The organism is Pseudomonas sp. IT-P100 (assembly GCF_949767185.1).
In the GTDB taxonomy this organism is placed as follows: Bacteria; Pseudomonadota; Gammaproteobacteria; order Pseudomonadales; family Pseudomonadaceae; genus Aquipseudomonas; species Aquipseudomonas fluorescens_B.
In genome coordinates this window covers 88,529-109,550 of the sequence record NZ_CATKQK010000010.1, presented here as the reverse complement: position 1 = coordinate 109,550, position 21,022 = coordinate 88,529, and the positions used below count along the sequence as shown (strand labels likewise).

Genomic DNA, 21,022 nt, shown 5'->3' with positions numbered 1-21,022 from the left:
TCCCACAGGGGTTTGTGTCGTTCGATTCATCCGCGGTAGATCAGCCGAGAAGCCTTCTCGTTGCGCAGCGTCAGGTGCTCCATCCCCTGTCCCGGCGCATCGGCCTCCTCGCGAGCCTTGAGGATCACGCCGTGGTGCGGCGACTTGCTGCACACCGGGTCGGCATTGGCCGCATCGCCGGTGAGCATGAACGCCTGGCAGCGACAGCCGCCAAGGTCCTTGTGCTTTTCATCACAGGAGCGGCACGGTTCCTTCATCCAGTCATCACCACGAAAGCGGTTGAAACCGAAGGAATCGGTCCAGATGTGCTCGATGCTGTGTTCGCGCACATTCGGGAACGTCACCGGCAATTGCCGGGCACTATGACAAGGCAAGGCCGTGCCGTCCGGGGTGATGTCGAGAAACAGATTGGCCCAGCCGTTCATGCAGGTCTTGGGGCGTTCTTCGTAGTAATCCGGGGTGACGAAAATCAGCTTGCACGGATGGCCCTGCGCCTCAAGCCGCTCACGGTATTCGTTGGTGATGCGCTCGGCGCGCTGCAATTGCTCGCGGGTCGGCAACAGGCCCACGCGGTTGAGCTCGGCCCACCCATAGAACTGACACGTGGCCAATTCGACGAAATCCGCTTCCAGCTCAAGACACAGGTCGATGATCTTCGCGATCTCGTCGATGTTGTGCCGATGGGTGACGAAGTTCAGCACCATCGGATAACCCTGGGCTTTCACCGCGCGGGCCATGGCAAGCTTCTGCGCGAAAGCCTTGCGCGAGCCGGCGAGCATGTTGTTGACCGCTTCGTCGGCGGCCTGGAAGCTGATCTGGATATGGTCGAGCCCGGCGACTTTGAAATCATGGACTTTCTGCTCGGTCAAACCGATGCCCGAGGTGATCAGGTTGGTGTAGTAACCCATGTCCCGTGCGGCTTTTATCAGCTCCGCCAGGTCCTGGCGCACCAACGGCTCGCCACCGGAAAAGCCCAGTTGCGCAGCGCCCATTTCGCGGGCCTCGCGGAACACGCGAATCCATTCTTCGGTACTCAACTCCGCGCCTTGCTGGGCGAAATCCAGTGGATTGGAGCAATACGGGCATTGCAGCGGACAACGATAAGTCAGCTCAGCCAACAGCCACAGCGGCGGTCCCGGGCGCGAATCATTCGATCCAGAATTGAGCATGGGCCACCTCCAGAAACGCCAGCACGTCCTCGTCGATCCCCGGCACACCGGGAAAACTCGCGGAGAGTAAATCAATGATCGCCGCCACACTGCGTTGACCGTCCAGCAGATCGAGAATCTGCCCGGCGCTGGCGTTGAGTTTGATCATGCCTTCGGGGTACAGCAGCACATGGCAGTCCTGACGCGGCTCCCACTGCAAGCGGAAACCCTGGCGCAACGTCGGCGCCTGCGCACGGTTGATCAGGCTCACAGCGCAATCCCCCGATGCCAGACGCGGTCGGTCGTCACCGTGTGATACGGCGGGCGTTGCAGCTCGTAAGCCATGCTCATGGCATCGAGCATGCTCCACAGCACGTCGAGCTTGAACTGAAGGATTTCCAGCATCCGCTGCTGGCCTTCGACGGTGACGTAATGCGCCAGGGTGATGCGCAAACCGTGCTCGACATCACGCCGCGCCTGACTCAGGCGCGTGCGGAAATAGTCGTAGCCGGCGACGTCAATCCACGGGTAATGCGTGGGCCAGGCATCGAGCCGCGACTGGTGGATCTGCGGCGCGAACAGCTCGGTCAGCGAACTGCTGGCCGCTTCCTGCCAGCAGGCGCGCCGGGCGAAATTGACGTAGGCGTCCACGGCGAAACGTACGCCGGGCAATACCAGTTCCTGGGACAGGATCTGTTCGCGATCCAGGCCCACCGCTTCACCGAGGCGCAGCCAGGCTTCGATGCCGCCTTCACTGCCGGGCACGCCGTCGTGGTCGAGAATCCGCTGCAGCCATTCGCGGCGCACGTCGCGGTCCGGGCAGTTGGCCAGGATGGCGGCATCCTTGAGCGGAATGTTGATCTGGTAGTAAAAGCGATTGGCGACCCAGCCCTGGATCTGCTCGCGAGTGGCGCGTCCGGCGTACATGGCTTGGTGGAAAGGATGATGGATGTGGTAGTACGCACCTTTGGCGCGCAGGGCGGCTTCGAATTCGGTGGGGGTCATTGGGGTGTCAGTCATTGCGGTTCTCCGGGAATATGCGGTGTCTGGTCTGGCCCCATCGCGAGCAGGCTCGCTCCCACAAGGGATCTGCGGTGTACACAAACCTGCTCGCGATGAGGCCATCAGCTACAGCTCAATACTCATGCCATCGAATGCGACCTCAACGCCCCGCCGCTCCAGCAACGCCCGCTCCGCCGAGTCTTCATCGAGGATCGGATTGGTGTTGTTGATGTGGATCAGCACCTTGCGCTGGCGGCTGAAACCCTCCAGCACTTCAAGCATGCCGCCCGGTCCGCTTTGCGGCAGGTGGCCCATTTCACTGCCCAGGCTCTGGCCGACTTCACACACGCGCATCTCGTCATCGCGCCACAACGTACCGTCCAGCAACAAACAATCGGCACGTTGCATCCAGCTCAGCACCTCATCGTCGATCTGGCCCAGGCCCGGGGCATAGAACAGCGACCCGCCCGTGCGCAGGTCTTCGATGAACAGGCCAATGGTGTCGCCCGGTTGCGGATTGCCGCGATTGGGCGAATACGGCGGCGCGTTGCTGACCAACGGAATCGCCCGAAACTGCAAATGGCTGCACGCCGCGATAGTGAACGGCTCGCGGTCAAGCCCCACGGGTTGCCACTGCAAGCCGCCGTTCCAATGCTTGAGCATGGTGAACAACGGGAAACCGCTGCTCAGGTCTTCATGAACCCGCTCGGTGCACCAGACCGAATGCGGGCAACCTTCGCGCAGGCTCAACAGGCCGGTGCAATGGTCGATCTGGCTGTCCATCAGGACCACGCCGGCAATCGCCGTGTCGCGCAAGCGGCGGGCCGGTTGCAACGGCGCGAAACTCTCGAGTTGCGCGCGAATGTCCGGGGACGCATTGCACAGCACCCAATCCACACCGTTGTCGCTCAGGGCAATGGAAGACTGCGTGCGTCGTTGCGCGCGCAGGCTGCCATTGCGCATACCGGCGCACTGGCGGCAGTTGCAGTTCCACTGCGGAAAACCACCGCCAGCGGCGGAACCGAGAACCCGAATGTACATGGGCGATGCTCCAGAAGGCAGGCCCGGCCAACGCAGCGGCTGGCCGGGTGGACGATCAACGGTTGGCGAAATACATCGTCACTTCGAAGCCAATGCGCAGATCGGTAAACGCGGGTTTAGTCCACATGGGTCATTCCTCTTCTTGTGCCGGACGATTCCGGTAAAGCCATTAATGCACGGGGCGGCAGGCGCCCGAATGCTACTTTCGAAGGAGGTTGTGGGGTGCGTTGGTAGGGGGTATGGCGGGGAGTTCAAGCACACACAAACCAATGTGGGAGCGAGCCTGCTCGCGATGGCGGCGTGACAGTCAACATCAATGTTGAATGTACTGGCCTCATCGCGAGCAAGCCCGCTCCCACAGGGGGATTGTGGTGTTCTTGCGGGGGTTAGAAGAACCCGAGCGGATTGATGTCGTAGCTCACCAGCAGGTTTTTGGTCTGCTGATAATGATCGAGCATCATCTTGTGGTTTTCACGGCCGACACCGGATTTCTTGTAGCCACCGAACGCAGCGTGCGCCGGGTACAGGTGGTAGCAGTTGGTCCAGACACGCCCGGCCTTGATCGCCCGACCCATACGGTACGCACGGTTGATGTCGCGGGTCCACAGGCCGGCACCGAGGCCGAACTCGCTGTCGTTGGCAATCGCCAGGGCTTCGGCTTCGTCCTTGAACGTGGTGATGCCCACCACCGGACCAAAGATTTCTTCCTGGAACACGCGCATCTTGTTGTGCCCCTTGAGCAGGGTCGGCTGGATGTAGTAACCGGTCGACAAGTCGCCTTCGAGCCGCTCGGCCGCGCCGCCGGTGAGCAGTTCGGCGCCCTCCTCCTGGGCGATTTTCAAGTACGAGAGGATCTTGTCGTATTGCTGCTCCGACGCCTGGGCGCCGACCATGGTTTCGGTGTCCAGCGGGTTGCCGCGCTTGATCTTGACGATCTTTTTCATCACCACTTTCATGAAGTCGTCGTAGATCGATTCCTGCACCAGCGCTCGCGATGGGCAGGTGCAGACTTCGCCCTGGTTGAAGAAGGCGAGCACCAGGCCTTCGGCGGCTTTCTCGATGAACTGCGGCTCGGCGTTCATGATGTCTTCGAAGAAGATGTTCGGCGACTTGCCGCCCAGTTCGACGGTGCTTGGAATGATGTTCTCGGCCGCACATTTCATGATGTGCGCACCAATCGGGGTGGAACCGGTGAAGGCGATCTTGGCGATGCGCTTGCTGGTGGCCAGCGCCTCACCGGCTTCGCGACCGAAACCTTGCACGATGTTCAACACACCGGCCGGCAGCAGGTCGGCGATCAGTTCGGCGAAGATCATGATCGACAACGGCGTTTGCTCGGCCGGTTTGAGCACGACACAGTTACCGGCCGCCAGGGCCGGGGCGAGTTTCCACGCGGCCATCAGCAGCGGGAAGTTCCACGGAATGATTTGCCCGACCACGCCCAGCGGTTCGTGGAAATGATAGGCGGTGGTCAGCTCGTTGATCTCGGCGGCGCCGCCTTCCTGCGCGCGAATGCAGCCGGCGAAGTAGCGGAAATGGTCGGCGGCCAGCGGCACGTCGGCATTCAGGGTTTCGCGCACGGCCTTGCCGTTGTCCCAGGTTTCGGTGACGGCGAGGATTTCCAGATTCTGCTCGATGCGATCAGCGATTTTCAGCAGCACCAACGAGCGGTCCTGCGCCGAGGTTTTGCCCCAGGCATCGGCAGCGGCGTGAGCGGCGTCGAGGGCTTTGTCGATGTCGGCGGCGCTGGAGCGCGGGAACTCGGCGATCACTTCACCGGTGACCGGCGAGGTGTTGGTGAAGTATTCGCCATTGACTGGCGCGACGAACTCGCCACCGATGAAGTTGCCGTAGCGCGCCTTGAACGTGACGACGGCGCCTGGTGTTCCGGGTTGTGCGTAGATCATGGTGAGCCTCTGTCTGGGTCGATGCCTGTCGGGCAAACAGGCGATGAACCGATAGTAGAGAGCCCCGCGTGCCGAACGAATGCGCCGTTGGCAGGGGGGTTCTCGTTATTTGGTAGTAGTCGCCGCCGGGTCAGCAGGCTTTTGTGGCGAGGGAGCTTGCTCCCGCTGGAGTGCTAAGCGCTCCCGAACCCAGCCGGATTTACGACTGCTTCGCTGCCGAGCGGGAGCGAGCTCCCTCGCCACAGGTACGTCATTACCCCAGGGTTGTGGTGGTTGGGTCAGTGTTTGGCGACCAGGTCTTTCGGCAACTTGAACGTCCAGAGCATGCCGCCCTGGTTGAAGTCCTTGATGCGCTTGGCCACTTCACCACCCCACAGCGGAACAGCACCGCCCCAACCGGACAGCACCGAGACGTACTGCTCGCCATCCATTTCCCAGGTCACGGGCGAACCCAGCACGCCGGAGCCGGTCTGGAATTCCCAGACTTTCTCGCCGGTCTTGGCGTTGAATGCCTGGAGGAAACCTTCCGGCGTGCCGGTGAATACCAGGTTGCCCTTGGTGGTCAGCACCCCGCCCCACAGCGGCGCGAAGTTCTTGTGACGCCAGACTTCCTTGCCGGTTTTCGGGTCGATGGCGCGCAGCACGCCGATGTAGTCTTCGTTCAACGGCTTGATGGTGAAACCGGCACCGAGGAACGCCGCGCCTTTCTTGTAGGCAATGCCTTCGTTCCAGATGTCCATGCCCCATTCGTTGGACGGTACGTAGAACAGCCCGGTGTCCTTGTTGTAGGCCATCGGCATCCAGTTTTTCGCGCCGAGGAACGCCGGTGCGACGAACACCGAACTGCCTTTGGCTTCAGTGCCCGGTGCGCCAGGACGGCTGGCCTCGTTGTAGATCGGCCGGCCCTCTTTATCGAGCCCGGTGGCCCAGGTGATCTTGTCCACGAACGGGAAGCCGCGAATGAATTTGCCGTTGGTGCGGTCCAGCACGTAGAAGAAACCGTTACGGTCGGCAGTTGCCGCCGCTTTGATTTCCTTACCGCCTTCGGTGTAGTTGAACGAGACCAGTTCGTTCACGCCGTCATAGTCCCAACCGTCGTGGGGCGTGCTCTGGAAGTGCCATTTGATCGTGCCGTCGTCAGGGTTCAGCGCCAGACGTGACGAGGAATAAAGGTTGTCGCCAGGACGCAGGTGCGAGTTCCACGGCGCCGGGTTGCCGGTGCCGAACAGCAACAGATTGGTTTCCGGGTCGTAGTAACCGCCGAGCCAAGGTGCCGCGCCGCCGGTTTTCCACAGATCGCCCGGCCAGGTCTTGCCCGCTTCGCCACCGGAAATGCCGTTCTCTACGGCTTTGCCGTTCTTGTAGACATAACCCATGTGCCCTTCGACGGTCGGGCGACTCCACAGCAAGTCGCCGTTTTTCGGGTCATAGGCTTCAATCTTACCGACCACTCCGAACTCGCCACCGGCCACACCGGTAATCAGCTTGCCGTTGATCACCAGCGGCGCTGCGCTGATGGAATAGCCTTCCTTGTGGTCGGCGACTTTCTTGCTCCAGACGACTTTGCCGGTGTCTTTGTTCAGCGCCACGAGTTTGGCGTCGAGGGTGCCGAAGAACACCAGGTCGCCGTACAGCGCCACGCCCCGGTTGATCACGTCGCAGCACGGGCGGATGTCATCGGGCAGGCGCGCATCGTATTGCCAGAGCTTCTTGCCGGTGCGCGCGTCCACCGCAAACACCCGCGAGTAGGAACCGGTCATGTACATCACGCCGTCCTTGATCATCGGCTGTGCTTGCTGACCGCGTTGTTTTTCGCCGCCGAAGGAGAAGGCCCAGACCGGCCGCAAATCCTTCACGTTGTTGACGTTGAGGGTGTCGAGCGGACTGTAGCGCTGACCCTGGACGCCCAGACCGTTGGTGACGATCTGCTCCGGGTTCTTGGGGTCCTGGAGAATGTCCTGGTCGGTGACGGCGGCCAATGCCGTGCCGGACAACAGCATGGCACTGAGCAACAGGCTCAAGACGAAGGGTTGGCGACGTGCGGGTTGGGTCATGACGGCTGCCTCTGCGGTTTTTGTTATACCCGGGAAATTTTCCCGGTCTGGTGCAGATTCTTGGGCGCCGCCGCCCTTGCAACAATTGCCCGCAGTGCGGAGATTGCTAGTTCCTTAGTAGCGGGTCGGAGGAGATGAACACCGTTTTTTGTGATCGACACCAGTTCCCTGTGGGAGCGAGCCTGCTCGCGATGAGGGCCTGACAGTCGATATTTTTATCGACTGCTACACCGCTATCGCGAGCAGGCTCGCTCCCACAAGGTTGCGTGTTTTCACCTGGTTGCGGCGGAATCGACTCGGGGCATTTGTGCGCGCTCGTAGCGCGGGTAGAGATGACTGACGCTGCGAATCAGCTCATAGCGACTCAGGCTGATACTGGCGAACCGTTCAGGGATGGGACTGCGGATCATCTCGCCCATGTCGCTGCCATTGGCCGCGCCATCACGCATCAGTTGATCGAGCCAGCCCAGGTAATCGCGCATTTGCTCGAAGGGTTTTGCGTCCGTGGCGACCGGGCCGTGGCCGGGGACGATGAGCGTCCACGGCAAGCCTTGCAGCGTCGCAATGTCCGCCAGCCACACCGACAAACCCGGACTGTTGGGCGTGGTCAGCGCCCGTTGATAAAACACCAGATCCCCGGCAAACAGCACGCCGGTTGTCTGGTCGAGAATAGCCAGATCAGCGCCCGTGTGCCCACCCAGGCTCAGCAGACGCAGATCGTGATTCCCAAAAGTTCGCACGCCCGGCGTCAGCGTCTCGGTCGGCAACACCACTTCGGTGCCACGCATCCAGTCGCCCACCAGTCGGTACATGTTCTCGGCCATGGCATCGCCCTGCTGTTTCAACAGCTCGACTGTACCGCCCAACGCGCCAATCGGTACGTCGCTGAAGGCCTGATTGCCCAGCACATGATCGGGATGATGATGGGTCAGCAGCACCTGGATCACCGGTTTGTCGGTGGTCGCGGCAATCGCTTTGCGCATCGCTTCGCCGTATCGCCTGGACGGCCCGGTGTCGACCACCACCACGCCGCGTTCGGTGACGATGAACGCGGTGTTGACGATGTTGCCACCGTTGTCCTTGGCGAAATTGTCGGTGCTGCCTTCCAGCAGCCAGGTGTCTGCGGCGATCTGCCGGGGCTTGAGTGAATAGTCGAGATCAGCCAACGCAGGAAGGCTCAGGCTCATTAACAACAGCAGCATCCAGCGCATCACGCGCTCCTTTGAGTCAGGGTATGGCCGCATCAAACTGGTTGCCGCTGTTGTCGCGCAGCAACAAGCGCGTCTGCCCTGCCCCTTCAATGTCGAACGCCAGGCTGGGGTTTTCGCTGACGGCGGGAAACAGTTCGAGGCGGGCCAGCAACCGGTCGTTGTGATCGCGCAACTCGGCATGGTTGATGAAGAATTCCGGGATACCGCTGACCATGCCGTTGTCCATCGGATGCGCCACCTGCAAGCGCAAGCGGCTGTATTCGCCACGCGGGTAGCGCCCGCCGATGACTTCGCCAATGTGTTCTTCCCAACCCGGCTGGGTGCGCACCACGCTGGGCGCCGTGCAGCCGCCGCCCGCCGCATCGATCAGGGTCGAGCCGACATGCCACAATCCATCGCGGGTCAGCACCGCTGCACGCAACGGCGTGGCTTGTTCGACACGAATGCGGATCGACAGCCACGGCAGCACGCGATCCAGCGGTTGAAAATCGACAATTTTCGGCAACGGATTAAGCTCGGCCCAGGCAAGGATTTTTACCACCTCGCCCTTGAACGCCCGGGCGTCGATTTCCAGCGGCACTTGCCGGGCATCTTCGGCGAACGGCGGCGCCATCAGCTTGACCCGCTCGTCGAACACGAACGGCGCATCGCCAAGCATTTGCTTGTGATAGAAGGCCCACATCACCGACGGCACCGGGTCTTTGCCCGGTTCGATGACTGCCGCGTGCGCGGCCAAGGGTAGCCAGCAGGCCAACAGGCAAAACGCGCTCCAGTTCACTGTTGATACATCTCCGGCACGTCATAGCGCAGGCCGTAACGGGCATAAATGGCTTTGACCGAGCCTTCACGGATCAAGGTTTCCAGGGTTTCTTCCACGGCATAGGCCAATTGACGATTGCTTTCGTGCACCGCCATGCCGATCTCCCAGAGTTGCTTGCCCATGTTCGGATAGGCGTTTTCCGCCAGCGCGAGTTGCGGGTCCGCCGCCTCGTGAACCTGCCAGTCGATCTCGCCGCGCATCGCCATGACCGCGTCTACTTCACCGGCCTTCATGGCCGCGAACGCCTGGGGCACACCGGGATAGTGGCGGGTTTTGCCGGCGAGCATGCCGCTGAACACCGAGGTCAGGTAGAACGACGGCACGCTGTCGACCTCGACGCCAATCGGGTGGTGCTCGAACACCGCGACGCTGCCCACCGACTCCAGCCGACGGCGGTCATACGCGACCTGCCATTGCTCGTTCTGGTACGGACCGAACATCACCACATGGCCGTTTTCCAGCTCGCCCAGTTCGTTGCGCTTGCGCGCGTAATCCTGGTCATAGGGCACGCGCATCATCAGGTCGGCCAGTTGCAGATCGTGCAACTGGCTGGCGCGCCAGATGTAGTCGCGCAGGTCGTCGTCGAGCTTCTCGCCGGCAGGCGCCCAGATCAGTTTCAAGTGAACGCCAAGGGCTTTGGCCAAGGCCTCGGCCAGTTCGACATCCACACCACGGGGCTGGCCGGCGTCTTCGAAACTGTAGGGAGCAAAGTCTTTGTAGACCGCCACCTTCAGCTCCCCGGCAGCGATCATTTCGTCATAGGTACGAATCTGCGCCTGCACCACCTGGCAGCACAGCAGCACAGCGCTGATCAACACAGCGAGCAGGCGCATGCATTACTCCTCGACGTGAACGCTGTCCAGGTAAGTGCGCACAGCCCACAGGGCTTCCTGACTCAGGTAATCAGCCATCTTTGGCATGTACACCCGGCCGTCCCTCACGGCGCCGTGGCGGACCCGTTCGACGAACCATTCATCACCGGCCTCGCCGACGTCGAGCATGCGCAAATCAGGGGCGATCCCGCCAGATTTCGCTTCCAGACCATGACAGGCCGCGCAGTTCTGGTTGTAGGCCGATGAGCCGATTTCGACGGCTTTATCGTGCTCGGCTGTCGTACGGTAAGGGTTTACTGCCGCCCAGCCATCGCCATCAACCTGCACGCCGGCGTCCTTGATCGGGGTCAGTCCCTTGGTTTCGACGGCTTGTGGCACCACGTTGCCGTGGGCCCAGACTGAACCTGCACTGATAAAGCCGGCCAGCAGTCCGGCAACGAGCAAGGCGTTGCGTTTTGTTGTCATTGTTATGCCCTCAGGATTGCACGCAAAACCTCTTGGCAGAGGCTATGGCAACCATCTTAGGAAGCGTTTCACGCAAGCCCCATGCTGCTTTGGTGGCCGCCGTCCAGTACCTTGGTAGTAGGGCTTGTGGCGCACACCCAAATCAGGTGCCGCATGGGAAATATTCCCGGCAACAGCGGGACTTTTTCCGTATTCGCCACCCCGTCGGACACACCACCCTGTGCAGGCCAAAACCTCCACTGGGAACTGCAACCATGACAATAAGATCGCTACCCGCCCTTTCCCCTTTGACCCTCGCCGTGCAAGCCTTTTTGCTGGTGAGCAGCCTGACCCTGAGCGCTGCCGGCCAAGCCGCGACCGAACCCGCGAAGCCGACACACAACGTGAGCTGGGAAGACATTGCCAACGATCACCTGACCACCAAGGATGTTCTGCAATACGGTATGGGCACCAACGCCCAGCGCTGGAGCCCGTTGGCCCAAGTCAACGACAAGAACGTATTCAAACTGACGCCCGCCTGGTCCTATTCATTCGGCGATGAGAAGCAGCGCGGCCAGGAATCCCAGGCGATCGTCAGTGACGGCGTGGTGTACGTCACCGGTTCGTACTCGCGGGTATTTGCCCTCGATGCCAAGACCGGCAAGCGCCTGTGGACCTACAACCATCGCCTGCCGGACAACATTCGTCCGTGCTGCGATGTGGTCAATCGCGGGGCGGCGATCTATGGCGACAAAATCTACTTCGGCACCCTCGACGCGCGCCTGATCGCGCTGGACAAGAACACCGGCAAAGTGGTGTGGAACAAGAAATTCGGCGACCACGCCGCCGGCTACACCATGACTGGCGCCCCGGTGCTGATCAAGGACAAGACCAGCGGCAAGGTACTGCTGATTCATGGCAGTTCCGGCGATGAGTTCGGCGTGGTCGGGCAACTGTTTGCCCGCGACCCGGACACCGGCGAAGAAGTGTGGATGCGGCCTTTCGTCGAAGGCCACATGGGTCGTTTGAACGGCAAGGACAGTACCCCGACCGGTGACGTCAAGGCGCCGTCCTGGCCGAACGATCCGACCACCGAAACCGGCAAGGTCGAAGCCTGGAGCCACGGCGGCGGCGCCCCTTGGCAGAGCGCCAGTTTCGATCCGGAAACCAACACCATCATCGTCGGCGCCGGCAACCCTGGCCCGTGGAATACCTGGGCGCGCACCGCCAAGGATGGCAACCCGCACGATTACGACAGCCTCTACACCTCGGGCCAGGTCGGCGTCGACCCGAGCACCGGCGAGGTGAAATGGTTCTACCAGCACACCCCGAACGATGCCTGGGATTTCTCCGGCAACAACGAGCTGGTGCTGTTCGACTACAAGGACAAGGACGGCAAAGCGGTCAAGGCCACCGGCCACGCCGACCGCAACGGTTTCTTCTACGTCGTCGACCGCAACAACGGCAAATTGCAGAACGCCTTCCCCTTCGTCGACAACATCACCTGGGCCAGCCACATCGACCTGAAGACCGGGCGGCCGGTCGAGAACGAAGGCCAGCGTCCGGCGAAACCGCTGCCGGGCGAAACCAAAGGCAAACCGGTTGAAGTGTCGCCGCCGTTCCTTGGCGGCAAAAACTGGAACCCGATGGCCTACAGCCAGGACACCGGGCTGTTCTACATTCCGGGCAACCAATGGAAAGAGGAATACTGGACCGAAGAGGTCAACTACAAGAAAGGCTCGGCGTATCTGGGCATGGGTTTCCGCATCAAGCGTATGTACGACGATCACGTCGGCACCTTGCGCGCGATGAACCCGACCACCGGCAAAGTGGTGTGGGAGCACAAGGAACCCCTGCCACTGTGGGCCGGCGTGCTGGCGACCAAGGGCAACCTGGTGTTCACCGGCACCGGCGATGGTTTCTTCAAGGCCTTCGACGCGAAAACCGGCAAGGAGCTGTGGAAGTTCCAGACCGGCAGCGGCATCGTCTCGCCGCCGATCACCTGGGAACAGGACGGCGAGCAGTACATCGGTGTGACCGTCGGGTATGGCGGTGCGGTGCCGTTGTGGGGCGGCGACATGGCCGAGCTGACCAAACCGGTGGCTCAGGGCGGGTCGTTCTGGGTGTTCAAGATTCCGAGCTGGGATAGCAAGGTGGCGAAGAAGTAACACGCCTCCCCCCTGTAGTCACAGGGGGCTTGCCTGTATTCAGCAAGCCCTTCTGTGGCGAGGGAGCTTGCTCCCGCTGGGTCGCGAAGCGGCCCCTCCATACTTCAGCAATACCGGGTTGTCCGGGTTTGCGACTGCTTCGCAGTCGAGCGGGAGCAAGCTCCCTCGCCACAGGAACCTGCCTGGCCACAGTTTTGTGTGTATCCCGCCGCCTCTCCATTCCGAGGACCTGCCATGAACTATCTACCTTTGATACTGTTGCTGACTGCACTTCCGGCTTACGCCACCGATGACGGCGAAGACACCCCGTTGATCATCAACGGCTGCACCATCGCCGAACACAGCCCCTGCCCCGGCGCCAATCTTAAAGGCGCCAACCTGAGCAATCAGGACCTGCGCAACATGAACCTCAGCGGCGCTGACCTGCGCGATGCCGACTTGCGTCACGCCCGCCTCGACCTCGCCAATCTGGAAAAAGCCCAGCTGCAAGGCGCCAACCTGACCCGGGCCAGCCTTCAACAGAGCAACCTGCGTCTCGCCGATTTCACCGGCGCGACGCTGATGGCGATTCAGGGTTGGGGAATGTTCGCCCAAGGCGCGCAATTCGAAGACGCCAACCTCAGCGGCGCCTATCTGCAATTCGCCCGGCTCTCCGGGGCCAGATTGCACAACGCCAACCTGCGGGCGGCCGACCTGGAGATGACCTGGCTGAGCAAGGCTGATCTCAAGGGCGCGGATCTTAGCGATGCCAATCTGCAGGAGGCCAAGTTTGGCGAAAGCAACCTTGAGCAAGCGAACCTCAATGGCTCGCGCCAGCATTATGCGAATTTTCAGGATGCGAATATGGAGGGTTGCAGCGGCTGCCCGACGACGTGGAATAAGTGAGACCCGAATCGACAATGCAACACAGACCTCCTGTGAGAGCGAGCCTGCTCGCGATGACGGTATGGCAGCCAATATCAATGTTGAATGTTACGCCCTCATCGCGAGCAGGCTCGCTTCCACAGGGTCTTGCCGTGGATTGAATCATCTCGCCACCCGCACCACCCCCATATCAATCCCCAAATGCACCAGCTCGGCGTGGGAACTGACCTGCAATTTGCTCTTGAGCAAGGTCAGGTGATTGGAGACGGTCTTGCTGCTGATGCTCAACTGCTCGGCAATCAACCGGGCCGGGGTGCCTTTGGCGAGCATCACGAAAATCTCCAGTTCACGCTGGGTCATGCTCTGCAAACGCGGATCACTGGCGTCCTGCTGCGGATGACAGACCAGTTGAGTGGCCAGCGGTTGTTCGATGTACGCGTGGCCGGCGAGGATGCGCCGCACAGCCTCGATCAATACATCCGGCGCCGAGCTTTTGGTCAGGTAGCCCGAGGCGCCCGCGTCCAGTGCCTGGCGCACCAACGGCAGCTCATCGTGCATGCTGAAAAACAGCACGCGCAATTGCGGCAGGCGCTGTCGCAGGCGGCGCGTGGTTTCCAGCCCGCTGATCCCCGGCAAGCCGAAATCCATGATCACCAGATTCGGCACGGCTTCCTGAACCTTGGTCAGCGCCTCTTCACCCGTTGCGGCTTCACGTACTTCCATCGCCGGCAACAACGCGCGCAACAAACTCGCGTAGCCCTGACGGACCACCGCATGGTCATCCACCAGCAGAATATTCATGACGCCTCCAAAGGCATGCTCAAGGCCAGCGCCCAACCGGCGCCGGGGTGGCTGATGATGCGTAGCTCGCCGCCCAGACTGCGGGCGCGCTCGAACATCGAATACAAACCGACGCCCGGTCGCTGTGGCGGGTGCGCACCGCAACCGTTGTCACGCACCAGCAAGCGCAACCGCCCGCCACGGTGGTGCAGGCGCACCCGCACTTCACTGGCACCGGCGTGGCGGGCGACGTTGGTCAAGGCTTCTTGCAACAGGCGGTAGAGATGGGTCTTGTCCGGTGCGGACAACGACGGCAAGTGCGCGCTGACCCGTAACCGGCAATCGATCCCTTGTCGGGCTTGCCAGTGTTCCACCAGCAACCCGAGGGCTTCGGCCAGTGGCAGGTGTTGCAACACCACCGGGTAGAGGTCGTGAACCAACGCTCTGAAACCGTGTTGAAGGTGTTCGCAGTTGTGCTCCAGCTCACGCACCGTGCGCTCAACGGTGTCGGGTTGATCGGCGACCAACCGCAACAGACAGGCCTGAGCCCGAATCCCCGCCAGGTATTGACCGAGGTCGTCGTGCAGGGTCTGCGCCAGATGGGTGCGTTCCTGTTCCTGCACCGCCAGCAAGGTCTGGGTCAGTTGCGTGTTGTCGGCGCATGCCTGTTCCAGCGCTTCGGTCATGCGGTTGAAATGCGTCGCCAGTTGCTGCGCTTCCGGCAGTCCTTGCGCACGCAATCGCACCTTGAGCTGGCCGCCGGAGACCTGCCGCAACGCGCGCAGCAACTCGTCGAGCAGGCCCATGCCCCGGCGCACGGCCCAGCGAATGGTCAACAGACTCAACAACAACGCCAGACCGCACAGGCTCAGTAATTGCTGGAGGGAATCCCAGACTTCATCGATTTCATCCCGTGGGTCGACCGCGATCTGCACGCGTCGGCCATCCTGCAAATCCAGCACCCGTGCGTGGTGTCGGGCCTCGGCAAACAGCAATCGCCCGAGCCAGGCGTCGAGCCCGTCCTGCGTCGGCAGTTGTGCCGCCTCGCCCGGTTCGAGCCAGCGCACCCGTACGTGACGCAGACTTTGCGTCAGCCGTGGTTGCAGGCTGACGGGATCACGCTCGGCAGTTTCGCTCAAGTATTCGACCACCGCCTCGGCGGATTGCAGCTCACGCTCCACATCCGCCAGCGCCTGGTGCACCAGCAAGCCCATGCACGCGAAGGTGACCAGGGCGAAGAATCCGCAGACCCAGAGGTTGATCCGCCACAGCGCTGACATGCCTAGCGCCCCGGTGTCGCGGGCAAGACCTGCAGCGACGCGGGGCGCGGGCTGTGGAGCTTGTCGACGCCGATCAGACTCAGGATCAGCAGTAACGGCAGGAGCAGCGCTTTGAGAATACGCATGGTCGATCTCCTCCAGAGTGATGGCCGTTGTTGTCCATGCTAAAACCGCGCCGCCCTCGGCGAGTTACTACCTTGGTACTGCCTCACTGGTACTTTCTGCATATTTCATCCTGTCCTCAGGCTTCCTATGCTGGCGCTAACCCCCGTGGAGTGCCTTATGCGCCAGCTTGCCCCTTACGCCCTGATCTACGTGCTGGCGATTGCCTGCGCCGCCGGGCTGGCGACCCTGAGTCAGGCGGCCGACGCGCCCTTGCAGGTGCAGATCGGCTACCTGGGTTATCGCCCTGATCCGGGACCGTTGCTGTCCAACGTGATTCCCGAGCCGGTCGATGCCGGAGGGCGTGGCGCCGAGCTGGCGATCACCGACAGCAACAGCACCGGGCGCTTTCTCAACCACAGTTACAGCCTGTCCAGCGCCAACGTCGACAGTCCCGAGGCCTTGCTTGAAGCCGCCAAGACTCAGCACGCGCAAGGTCTGCGCCTGTTTGTGGTGAACGCGCCAGTGGCCAGCCTTCGCCAACTCAGCGCCGCACTGCCCGACAGTTTGCTGTTCAACGCTGGCAGCCCGGATGACAGCCTGCGCACCACCGACTGCTTGCCGAACGTGCTGCACACGCTGCCGAGCCGGGCGATGCTGGCCGATGCGCTGGCGCAGTTTCTGGTGGTGCGCAAATGGCAACGGGCGCTGCTGATCGTCGGCCCGACCGCTGACGATCAAGCCTATGCCGCCGCCCTGCGCCGCTCGGCGAAGCGCTTCGGCGTGCAACTGGTCGCGGAAAAAGCCTGGAGTTTCGATAACGACCAGCGCCGCAGCGCCCAGGCCGACATGCCGCTGTTCACCCAGACTGCCGAGTACGACGTGGTGCTGGTGGCCGATGAACGCGGCGACTTCGGCGAATACGTGCCCTACCAGACCTGGTATCCGCGCCCGGTGGCCGGCACTCAAGGCCTGACCCCGGTGGGTTGGCACAAGACCGTGGAAACCTACGGCGCCGCCCAATTGCAAAAGCGCTTCGAAGCCATGGCCGGGCGCTGGATGAACGACCGCGACTTTGCCGCGTGGATGGCCGTGCGCAGCATCGCCAGTGCAGTGAGCAAATTGCGTCAGACCGATCCGATGGCGATCCGCACGCTGGAAATCAGCGATCAATTGCCACTGGATGGTTTCAAGGGTCGCAAGCTCAGTTATCGCCCGTGGAACGGCCAGTTGCGCCAGCCGATCCCCATCGTCCAGCCCCGGGCGCTGGTCAGCACCTCGCCGCAGGACGGCTTTCTGCACCCTTTCAACGAAATGGACAGCCTCGGTTACGACAAGCCCGAAGTCAGCTGCCGCTTTCCCTGATCTTCCACAACAACGACAACAATAAGGAATCTGCCATGCGCCGCACCCTGCTTTCATGCGCCCTGCTGCTCGCTGCCGGGCATGCCGTGGCCAGCACCGCCTGGGTCTCGAACGAGAAAGACAACAGCCTCAGCCTGATCGACATGCAGACCTTGCAAGTCACCGACACCCTGCCGGTCGGCCAGCGCCCGCGCGGTCTGTTGCTGTCCCACGACAGCAAGCTGCTGTACATCTGCGCCAGCGATTCGGACCGGGTTCAGGTAATGGACGTCGCCACGCGCAAGATCATCAAGGAACTGCCTTCAGGCAAGGACCCCGAGCAATTCGCCCTGCACCCGAACAATCGCTGGCTCTACGTTTCCAACGAGGACGATGCTTTGGTGACAGTGATCGACACCGAGACTTCCAAGGTGCTGGGCCAGATCAACGTCGGCGTCGAACCCGAAGGCATGGCGGTCAGCCCCGACGGCAAATGGGCGGTAAACACCAGCGAAACCACCAACATGCTGCACTGGATCGACACCAGCACCCAGACCCTGGCCGACAGCACGCTGGTGGATCAGCGACCGCGTTTCGTCGAGTTCGCGCCCGATGGCAAACAACTTTGGGCCTCGGCTGAAATCGGCGGCACCGTGACCATTCTCGACGTCGCGACCCGCCAGGTGCTCAAGACCTTGAGCTTCCAGATCAAAGGCGTGCACCCGGACAAGGTGCAGCCGGTGGGCATCAAACTCAGCGCCGACGGCAAGTACGGTTTCGTCGCGCTTGGCCCGGCCAATCATGTGGCGGTGATCGATGCCAAAACCTTCGAGATCCTCGATTATCTGCTGGTCGGCCGCCGCGTCTGGCAGATGGCGTTTACCCCGGATCAGAAGCAATTGCTGGCAACCAATGGTGTCAGCGGCGATGTGTCGGTGATCGATGTCGACAGCCTCAAAGTGAGCAAATCGGTGAAGGTCGGGCGTTATCCGTGGGGCGTGGTGGTGACGCCATGAACGCGCTGGAAGTCAGCGACCTGAGTTTCGCCTATGGCGCGCGCGAGGCGTTGCGCCAGGTGAGTTTCTGCCTGGAGCCGGGGCGTTTCGCGGCGCTGCTGGGGCCCAACGGGGCAGGAAAATCGACCCTGATCGCACTGCTCACCCGGCTCTACGATTTGCAGCGTGGCGACATCCGCATCGGCGGTTGTTCACTGCGTAACGCGCCGCGCCCGGCGCTGAGACAACTGGGTGTGGTGTTTCAGCAAAGTACCCTGGACCTGGACCTCAGCGTCGAGCAGAACCTGCGGTATCACGCCGCACTGCATGGAATGTCGCGGCGCCAGACCCGCCTGCGGGTCGACGCCGAACTGGCGCGGCAAACGCTGACCGAACGCCGGCGCGAGCGGGTGCGCGAACTGAATGGCGGACATCGTCGCCGGGTGGAAATCGCCCGCGCGCTGCTGCATGAGCCACGTCTGTTATTGCTCGACGAGGCCAGCGTCGGCCTCGATCCGGCCAGTCGCCTGGCGCTCAATCAACACATCCGCAATTTGTGCCGCGAGCAACACATCAGTGTGCTCTGGACCACCCATTTACTGGATGAAGTACAGCCCAGCGATGATTTGCTGATTCTTCACCAAGGGCATTTGGTGGCCAGCGGACAAGCCGATGCACTGAGCCTGGAACACGGCGGCGACCTCGGCTCCGCCTTCGCTCGCCTGACCACCTCCGGAGCCGCCTGATGAATGCTTACTGGCAATGTTTCAGCGGCATCGTGCTGCGTGAATGGCTGCGTTTTGTGTTGCAGCGCACGCGGTTTCTCAGTGCGCTCGTCCGGCCGTTGCTGTGGCTACTGGTGTTCGCCGCCGGTTTTCGCGCGGCCCTGGGCATTGCCATTATCGAGCCCTACGACACGTACATCCCGTATGAGGTCTACATCATCCCTGGCCTGGCCTGCATGATTCTGCTGTTCAATGGCATGCAAGGTTCATTGTCGATGGTCTATGACCGGGAAATGGGCAGCATGCGCGTACTGCTGACCAGCCCCTTGCCCCGGACCTTTCTGCTGTGCAGCAAATTGTTGGCGACGTCGTTGATTTCGCTGTTGCAGGTGTACGCCTTTCTGGCGATTGCCTGGGTGTACGGCGTGCAGCCACCGGCCATGGGACTGTTGATCGCCCTGCCGGCGTTGTTGCTGGTGGCGTTGATGCTCAGCGCGCTGGGGTTGTTGCTGTCGAACGCCATCCGCCAGTTGGAGAACTTCGCCGGGGTGATGAACTTCGTGATCTTCCCGCTTTTTTTCCTGTCCTCGGCGCTGTATCCGCTGTGGAAGATGCGCGAGTCCAGCGAGTGGCTGTATTGGTTGTGCGCCGTGAACCCGTTCACCCATGCAGTGGAGCTGGTGCGGTTTGCGCTGTATGAACGCTTCAATCCGTTGGCGCTGATAGTGTGCGCAGGGTTGACGCTGGTGTTCGCGCTGCTGGCGGTACTGACCTTCAACCCGCAACACGCCGCCCTGCGCAAAGCCAACTGACAAAACCGTCGCTCCCACAGGGAATTCGTGTTGAACACGGGGGAAAATTACTACTTTAGTACTGGTTTTCCTGTCTATCGTCGCATTCCCAACGCACCGAGACTGGCATGTAATGGGTTCATAACTATAAGGATTGAACCCCATGCCGCGTGCCCGACGTCGTCTGCTACGCCCTTCTCTCGCTGCGCTGTCGCTGAGCCTGCTGCTGGGCGCGGCACAGGCCGAAACACCGCTGTTCTCCGCCGAAGGCTATCGCATCGGCCTCTACCGCAGTCCAACCCCGAATCAACTGCAAGGCGCGTCCATCATCGATACGCCGGCCCTGCAAACCCTGCTCACCCAGACACCACGTCCGGTGCTGATCGACGTCTATCGCCGTCAGTGGCTGCAAGGTCGCTTCATCGAAGACCAGCCCCATGAGAACCTGCCCGGCAGTCATTGGCTGGCCAATACCGGCGATGGCGACCTGACGCCCGACTGGCAGGGCTATTTTGCGCGTAACCTGAACACATTGACCGCGGGCGACCTTGCGCGACCGCTGGTCTTCTACTGCCGCTCCGACTGCTGGTTGAGCTGGAACGCGGTGAAACGTGCCGCCGCCTTGGGCTATAAGACTCTGTATTGGTATCGCGACGGCCTGGATGCGTGGCAAGCGGCAAACCTGCCCGTGGCGCCCGCCCGGCCCGAACCCTTTCCGTGACCTTTACGCGTGCGTGTTGTTGCCACACCATAATCAAAATAATGAGGTGAAAGGCTATGTACAAAATTCTGATTGCCGACGATCACCCGCTGTTTCGCGAAGCCATACATAACGTCATCAGCGACGGGTTCCCGGGCAGCGAGGTCATGGAAACCGCCGACCTCGACAGCGCCCTGGCGCTGACTCAGGAACATGACGACCTGGACCTGATTTTGCTCGACCTGAACATGCCCGGCATGCACGGCCTCAATGGCCTGATCAACCTGCGCAACGAGGCACCGACCATCCCGGTGGTGATCGTCTCCGCCGAGCAGGACAAGCAGATCGTGCTGCAAGCCATCACTTATGGTGCGGTGGGCTTCATCACCAAATCCTCGCCGCGGGTGCAAATGACCGAGGCGATCCAGCAGATTCTCAACGGCAATGTCTACCTGCCGCCGGACATCATCCGCACGCAGAAAAGCGGCACCCACCGCCGGATGAACGATAACCCGAGTTTCCCTCCGGAACTGCTCCAGGCCCTGACGCGCAAACAGTTGCTGGTGCTGGAACGCATGACCAAGGGCGAGTCGAACAAACAGATCGCCTACACCCTGGAAATCGCCGAAACCACGGTCAAGGCCCACGTCTCGGCGATCCTGCGCAAACTCAACGTGCACAACCGGGTGCAGGCGATCCTGAGTGCCGGGGATATTGATTTCGGGTCTTATCTGCGGCGTTGAATGTCGGGTTTACCAATCTCTGTGGCGAGGGAGCTTGCTCCCGCCGGGTCGCGAAGCGGCCCCCTGCAAA

At 61.6% G+C, this 21,022-nt stretch carries 22 protein-coding genes; 8 read left to right on the top strand and 14 right to left on the bottom strand.

Annotated elements, in window-relative coordinates:
* Positions 1-26: 26 nt before the first annotated feature.
* The 11 genes from pqqE to pedF form a co-directional block, all read right to left on the bottom strand.
* Positions 27-1,169, bottom strand: coding sequence for a pyrroloquinoline quinone biosynthesis protein PqqE (gene pqqE, locus ACM6IQ_RS08035; protein WP_017339445.1), 1,143 nt, complete (start codon positions 1,167-1,169; stop codon positions 27-29).
* Entirely contained in the window at positions 1,147-1,419 is a 273-nt protein-coding gene (gene pqqD, locus ACM6IQ_RS08030) for a pyrroloquinoline quinone biosynthesis peptide chaperone PqqD (RefSeq protein ID WP_017339446.1), read from the bottom strand. The genes pqqE and pqqD overlap by 23 nt, the downstream gene beginning before the upstream one ends.
* Complete coding sequence (gene pqqC, locus ACM6IQ_RS08025) at positions 1,416-2,168, bottom strand: pyrroloquinoline-quinone synthase PqqC (protein WP_017339447.1); 753 nt, start codon at positions 2,166-2,168, stop codon at positions 1,416-1,418. The genes pqqD and pqqC overlap by 4 nt, the downstream gene beginning before the upstream one ends.
* A 108-nt stretch (positions 2,169-2,276) precedes the next feature.
* Positions 2,277-3,191 carry a pyrroloquinoline quinone biosynthesis protein PqqB gene (gene pqqB, locus ACM6IQ_RS08020; RefSeq protein ID WP_414878468.1) on the bottom strand — a complete coding sequence of 305 codons (915 nt, stop codon included), beginning with the start codon at positions 3,189-3,191 and terminating at the stop codon, positions 2,277-2,279.
* Between the two features lie 55 nt (positions 3,192-3,246).
* On the bottom strand, positions 3,247-3,318 hold the full coding sequence (gene pqqA, locus ACM6IQ_RS08015; protein ID WP_003253598.1) for a pyrroloquinoline quinone precursor peptide PqqA: 72 nt from the start codon (positions 3,316-3,318) through the stop codon (positions 3,247-3,249).
* 259 nt (positions 3,319-3,577) lie between these two features.
* Complete coding sequence (locus ACM6IQ_RS08010; protein ID WP_052909709.1) at positions 3,578-5,098, bottom strand: aldehyde dehydrogenase family protein; 1,521 nt, start codon at positions 5,096-5,098, stop codon at positions 3,578-3,580.
* Positions 5,099-5,376: 278 nt separating this feature from the next.
* Positions 5,377-7,152, bottom strand: a complete 1,776-nt coding sequence (locus ACM6IQ_RS08005) for a PQQ-dependent methanol/ethanol family dehydrogenase (RefSeq protein ID WP_414878467.1) — start codon at positions 7,150-7,152, stop codon at positions 5,377-5,379.
* Between the two features lie 272 nt (positions 7,153-7,424).
* Entirely contained in the window at positions 7,425-8,363 is a 939-nt protein-coding gene (locus ACM6IQ_RS08000; protein ID WP_414878466.1) for a quinoprotein relay system zinc metallohydrolase 1, read from the bottom strand.
* A 16-nt stretch (positions 8,364-8,379) separates the two neighbouring features.
* Positions 8,380-9,141: a quinoprotein dehydrogenase-associated SoxYZ-like carrier gene (locus ACM6IQ_RS07995; RefSeq protein ID WP_017339453.1), complete on the bottom strand. Its 762-nt coding sequence runs from the start codon at positions 9,139-9,141 to the stop codon at positions 8,380-8,382.
* Positions 9,138-10,016 (bottom strand): substrate-binding periplasmic protein, encoded by an 879-nt coding sequence (locus ACM6IQ_RS07990; protein WP_017339454.1) that lies wholly within the window; start codon positions 10,014-10,016, stop codon positions 9,138-9,140. Before ACM6IQ_RS07990 ends, ACM6IQ_RS07995 begins: the two co-directional genes overlap by 4 nt.
* Before the next feature lie 3 nt (positions 10,017-10,019).
* A complete protein-coding gene (pedF, locus tag ACM6IQ_RS07985) occupies positions 10,020-10,481 on the bottom strand; it encodes a cytochrome c-550 PedF (RefSeq protein WP_017339455.1) in 462 nt (153 codons plus the stop codon).
* Between the two features lie 254 nt (positions 10,482-10,735).
* Here pedF and exaA point away from each other — a divergent pair, with 254 nt between their 5' ends.
* Together exaA and ACM6IQ_RS07975 are read left to right on the top strand one after the other, a co-directional pair.
* On the top strand, positions 10,736-12,628 hold the full coding sequence (gene exaA / locus ACM6IQ_RS07980) for a quinoprotein ethanol dehydrogenase (protein WP_017339456.1): 1,893 nt from the start codon (positions 10,736-10,738) through the stop codon (positions 12,626-12,628).
* A gap of 234 nt (positions 12,629-12,862) precedes the next feature.
* A complete protein-coding gene (locus ACM6IQ_RS07975; RefSeq protein WP_414878465.1) occupies positions 12,863-13,513 on the top strand; it encodes a pentapeptide repeat-containing protein in 651 nt (216 codons plus the stop codon).
* 141 nt (positions 13,514-13,654) lie between these two features.
* On the opposite strand, the gene ACM6IQ_RS07970 is transcribed toward ACM6IQ_RS07975, so the two are convergent.
* Genes ACM6IQ_RS07970 through ACM6IQ_RS07960 form a run of 3 tightly spaced genes read right to left on the bottom strand, consistent with a single transcriptional unit; the run spans position 13,655 to position 15,677 of the window.
* Entirely contained in the window at positions 13,655-14,293 is a 639-nt protein-coding gene (locus tag ACM6IQ_RS07970) for a response regulator transcription factor (protein WP_017339458.1), read from the bottom strand.
* Positions 14,290-15,552: a histidine kinase gene (locus ACM6IQ_RS07965; RefSeq protein ID WP_414878464.1), complete on the bottom strand. Its 1,263-nt coding sequence runs from the start codon at positions 15,550-15,552 to the stop codon at positions 14,290-14,292. The genes ACM6IQ_RS07970 and ACM6IQ_RS07965 overlap by 4 nt, the downstream gene beginning before the upstream one ends.
* Positions 15,553-15,554: 2 nt before the next feature.
* A complete protein-coding gene (locus ACM6IQ_RS07960; protein WP_017339460.1) occupies positions 15,555-15,677 on the bottom strand; it encodes a hypothetical protein in 123 nt (40 codons plus the stop codon).
* Between the two features lie 157 nt (positions 15,678-15,834).
* On the opposite strand from ACM6IQ_RS07960, the gene ACM6IQ_RS07955 reads away from it, so the two are divergent.
* The 6 genes from ACM6IQ_RS07955 (at position 15,835) to ACM6IQ_RS07930 (ending at position 20,952) form a co-directional block, all read left to right on the top strand.
* A complete protein-coding gene (locus ACM6IQ_RS07955) occupies positions 15,835-17,019 on the top strand; it encodes an ABC transporter substrate-binding protein (RefSeq protein ID WP_414878463.1) in 1,185 nt (394 codons plus the stop codon).
* Positions 17,020-17,054: 35 nt separating this feature from the next.
* Positions 17,055-18,014, top strand: a complete 960-nt coding sequence (locus tag ACM6IQ_RS07950) for a YVTN family beta-propeller repeat protein (protein WP_414878462.1) — start codon at positions 17,055-17,057, stop codon at positions 18,012-18,014.
* Entirely contained in the window at positions 18,011-18,739 is a 729-nt protein-coding gene (locus ACM6IQ_RS07945) for an ABC transporter ATP-binding protein (protein WP_414878461.1), read from the top strand. Before ACM6IQ_RS07950 ends, ACM6IQ_RS07945 begins: the two co-directional genes overlap by 4 nt.
* Positions 18,739-19,530, top strand: coding sequence for an ABC transporter permease (locus ACM6IQ_RS07940; RefSeq protein ID WP_414878460.1), 792 nt, complete (start codon positions 18,739-18,741; stop codon positions 19,528-19,530). The genes ACM6IQ_RS07945 and ACM6IQ_RS07940 overlap by 1 nt, the downstream gene beginning before the upstream one ends.
* 142 nt (positions 19,531-19,672) lie before the next feature.
* A complete protein-coding gene (locus tag ACM6IQ_RS07935; RefSeq protein WP_017339465.1) occupies positions 19,673-20,230 on the top strand; it encodes a PQQ-dependent catabolism-associated CXXCW motif protein in 558 nt (185 codons plus the stop codon).
* 56 nt (positions 20,231-20,286) lie between these two features.
* Positions 20,287-20,952: a response regulator transcription factor gene (locus tag ACM6IQ_RS07930; protein WP_017339466.1), complete on the top strand. Its 666-nt coding sequence runs from the start codon at positions 20,287-20,289 to the stop codon at positions 20,950-20,952.
* Positions 20,953-21,022: the final 70 nt, after the last annotated feature.